This window comes from Devosia sp., assembly GCF_041917035.1.
Taxonomy (GTDB): Bacteria; Pseudomonadota; Alphaproteobacteria; order Rhizobiales; family Devosiaceae; genus Devosia_A.
In genome coordinates, this window is record NZ_JAYRYM010000321.1 from 1 (window position 1) to 3652 (window position 3652).

The following is a 3652-nucleotide window of genomic DNA, read 5'->3' on the forward strand; positions in this document are numbered from 1 at the left end:
TCCCGCAAGCGTCGCGCAATCAGCTGCGTGACCTGGGAACCGAAATCGATGATCAGGATGGAGTCGACCGGGGTGTCTGTCATGGCGGGGGCATAGAGCGGGTTCACGACGAGCGCAAGAGATGCGCGAGAGATGGCGTCAGTTCGCCGGACGCAAAGGCGGATCCGAGAGCTTTTCGGCGTTGGCGCGCACCAGCTTGCCGACGAGGTTGCGGTTGAGGCCGGCCTCGATGGCCCGCCGCACCGAGACGTCGGACTCGATGGCCTGATGCAGGCGACGCTGCTCGAACGCCAGGACCCGGATCGGGCTCACCGCCGTGACCGTCGCCGACGCCTGCGCGCCGGTGAGAAAGCTCATCTCTCCCAGGTAGTCGCCCGGTCGGCACACGGCGATCAGGCGATCGGCATTCGAAATCTCGGCGACACCATCGGCGATGTAGAGGACGCTGTCGACCGGCTGTCCCTCGCGGATCAGCGCCTCGCCGGACTCGTAGCGGCGCGGCTCCGCCAGCGCCAGCAGCCGCTTCAGCGCCTGTTTCTCGACCCCCCTGGGCATCGAGTCGACGAAATGGCGCTCGTCGTCGCGGAAGTCGTGATGGTGCTCGTCGTACCACAGGATGATCAGCTGCACGATGTTGACGAGGACGAACAGCGCCTCCCACACCACGCTCACCGGATCGACGACGAACACGCTGCGGTAGATCACCTCGACGCTGCCCGAGCCGATCGCGAACACCCGCAGCCAGAACATCTTGCGCATCATCATCGAGATGATCAGCAGGGCATAGTTGATGTGACCGACCATGTGCGGGGGGTCGGTGAGGTCGTGAAGAAACTGCTCCAGCAAGCGCGCCTCCGGCATTGGACGCACCCAGTGTGCCGCAGATCGTCGCGACCGTCAGCGCGGAAAAGCGTGTCGCTCAGGGCGCTGTGGCGTTCGCCTTGGCGAGCTTGCCGACGAGATTGCTGTTGAAGCTGGCATCCAGTGCGCGCCGCAGGTCCGCGTCCGTTTCCATCGCCGCCCGCAGCCGGGACTGCTCGAAGGCGAGAAAGCGCATCGGCCGGGCGCTGACGGCCGTTGCCGATGCCGGCTCACCCGAGACGAAGCTCATCTCGCCGACGAAGTCGCCGGGGCCGCAGACCCCGACGATGCGGCCACCCTTCTCGATCCGGGCGACACCCTCGGCGATGAAGATCAGGTCCCGGACCGGTTCGCCCTCGAAGGTCAGGCTCGCTCCGGCCTCGACGTCGCGCAGTTGCGCCAGGCGCAGCAGCTTGCGGACCGTCCGTCGTTCGATGCCGCTCGGCATGATCTCGGCGAAGCGCTGTTCGTCGCCGGTGAAGCGATGGCGCTTGGCGTAGTACCAGAGGATCGCCAGCTGCATCACGTTGACCGCAACGAAGATGATCTCCCAGAACACGATTACCGGGTCGATCTCGAAGAAGGCGCGATTGATGATCCGGATGACGCCGGCCACGATCGCGATGGCCCTGAGCCAGCTCATGTCGTTCATCAGCATCGAGATGACGAGCAGGGCGTAGGGGAGGTGGGTGAGCAGGTGATCCGGGCTGATGATCTCGGATAGGTAGTTGGGCACTTGCGCGCTTCTTCTTTGGCTCTCGAATTGTCCTCGCACTGTCGGCGGCGGATCGGCACCGGTCAACCGGGCGGGCCTTCAATTCACGCATCGCTTGCTTCGCACGGCGCGGGATGGCATCGAACAGGCGGGCAGGGGCGTCGGACGGGGGCACCAGGTGGAAAGCAATCGGCTGCATGGGGCGGATTTCCTGCGTGCAGCCGCCTGCCTGCTGGTGTTGTTTCACCACCTCGCGCAGCGCATGAGCTGGAACCAGCAACTGCCCGGCATCGAGTGGTTCCGCCCGTTCGCCATCAACGGCAGCTTCGGCGTAGCGGTCTTCTTCGTGTTGTCGGGGTTTCTGCTCGCCCGCCCGTTCTGGCTCGCCTTCGACGCCGGCACCGCGATGCCGTCTCTCACCACCTATGCGCTGCGCCGGGCGGCCCGCATCCTGCCGGGCTTCTGGGTGGCGCTGCTGCTGAGCTTCGTCATCGCCATCACCGTCTTCGGGGCGAGGCTCGATGGTCAGCTGCTCCTGCGCCTCGCCTCCGGCGCGCTGCTCGTTTCCGACTGGCACCCGGTGACGCTCTTTCCCGTCGAGGTCAACGGCCCGCTCTGGTCGATCGGCTTCGAGGTGACCTCCTATGCCCTGCTGCCGCTGGGCTTTCTGCTCCTCTGGCCGATGCGGCGCGCCGTCCCGGACCGGTGGGGGCGCCTGGCCTGGCTGGGTGTCATCGGGGTCGTCCTGCTGCTCCATCTCGCCTTCGTCACCTGGTATCCGATGGACATGCGGGGGCGTGGCTGGGAGAACGGCCTCATCGGCGGCGCCAAGACCTGGATGCCGCGGTACAATCCGTTCGGCTTTTTCGCCATGTTCGCCGTCGGAGCGCTCGCCGCCGGCCTGCAGGTGCGGTTGGCGCGCCTGCGGCACTGGGCGTTCGACCTCGCGGCGCTGGCGGCGCTGGCCGGCGCCACCGCGCTGCTCGCCGCCCAGGCCCGGGAGGAAACGTCCGAAGGCTGGGGGCTGCTGGGCATTCCGTACGATTTCCCGTGGTTCGTGCTGGCGGTCGGCGCAGCGCTGGCCACGGCGCCGTCGAGCCGCCTCCTCGGACAGTGGCTCGACAACCCGGTGAGCCGCTATCTCGCGCGCATCTCGTTCGGCATCTACATCTGGCACTATCCCGTGCTCGAGCTGGTGCGGCGCTACTGGGCGCCGGACATGGATCACGGCCAGATGGGCGATCCGGTCAGGTTCGTGGTGACCAGCGGCGTGATCCTCGCCATCTCGATCGGGGTGGCGCAACTCAGCTTCACCTTCATCGAGAACCCCGTCATCCGCTGGGCGCGCCGGCGCGAGCCGTCGGCACCGGCGGCACTGGCGACGGCCGGGGCGGGCTGAACCGGCGCCGGCGCGGCCCCGGCGGCCGCCGGCATGGGGTCACTCGCTGTCGGTGCAGTCGTCGGCAAGCGCGATCCGGAACTTGCCGCCCTCGCCGCTGGCATCGGCATAGACCAGTTCGACGGCGCTCTCGTCGGTGTTCCAGAGCGGATGGAGGTTGAGCAGGACCGGGTGGTCCTCGGTCAGCGGCACCGGGCAGCCGCGCCGCACCTTGCTGCCGTCGGGCTGGACGAACTCCGCGACCACGACGCGACGACAGCCCGCCTCGCCGCACGTCTCGCCGACATCGAGGCTGACCTCGCCGCTCGGCGAGGAGAAATGGTGCCGCGCATCCGGGTCGGGGATGGCGAACCAGATGAGCGTGCCGAGCCCCAGCACCAGCAGCACCGTTCCGACGATCAGCGCCGCCGGCGAAACGCCCGCATCTGCCTGTCGCCCGGCCATCTATCGCCGCTGCATCTGGATGGCGTAGAACCCGTCGGTTCCGGACAGGTGAGGGGTGAGCATCACGCCGCCCTCGGGTGAGAACCGCGCCCGCACCTTGGCACCCGAGAAGTGCCCCATCCACACCCGATTGCCGGGAACCGCGGTGAACTCCGGCCTGTCCGCGAGGAAGGCCAGGGCCTGCGCCGCATTCTCCTCGTTCAGGATCGAGCAGGTGATGTAGACCAGCGTGC

At 67.6% G+C, this 3652-nt stretch carries 4 protein-coding genes and 1 pseudogene; 1 reads left to right on the top strand and 4 read right to left on the bottom strand.

Annotated elements, in window-relative coordinates; all coding sequences use genetic code 11:
* Nucleotides 1-138: 138 nt before the first annotated feature.
* Entirely contained in the window at nt 139-846 is a 708-nt protein-coding gene (locus ACE3TU_RS20260) for a cyclic nucleotide-binding domain-containing protein (RefSeq protein ID WP_374627535.1), read from the bottom strand.
* Between the two features lie 73 nt (nt 847-919).
* The gene (locus ACE3TU_RS20265; protein WP_374627537.1) at nt 920-1597 is read right to left on the bottom strand and encodes a cyclic nucleotide-binding domain-containing protein; all 678 of its coding nucleotides are present in this window, start codon (nt 1595-1597) and stop codon (nt 920-922) included.
* A 157-nt stretch (nt 1598-1754) separates the two neighbouring features.
* Here ACE3TU_RS20265 and ACE3TU_RS20270 point away from each other — a divergent pair, with 157 nt between their 5' ends.
* A complete protein-coding gene (locus ACE3TU_RS20270; RefSeq protein WP_374627539.1) occupies nt 1755-2975 on the top strand; it encodes an acyltransferase family protein in 1221 nt (406 codons plus the stop codon).
* A gap of 39 nt (nt 2976-3014) precedes the next feature.
* Here the strand turns inward: ACE3TU_RS20270 and ACE3TU_RS20275 are convergent, their stop codons facing one another.
* Together ACE3TU_RS20275 and ACE3TU_RS20280 are read right to left on the bottom strand one after the other, a co-directional pair.
* Nucleotides 3015-3419, bottom strand: coding sequence for a hypothetical protein (locus tag ACE3TU_RS20275; protein WP_374627541.1), 405 nt, complete (start codon nt 3417-3419; stop codon nt 3015-3017).
* Nucleotides 3420-3652 (bottom strand): annotated as a pseudogene (locus ACE3TU_RS20280) (MFS transporter); the annotation flags it as partial. It lies immediately after the preceding gene.

Coding starts and splice junctions, on each gene's coding strand:
- ACE3TU_RS20275 (WP_374627541.1), bottom strand. CDS start 3,419: ATGGCCGGGCGACAGGCAGATGCGGGCGTTTCGCCGGCGGCGCTGATC.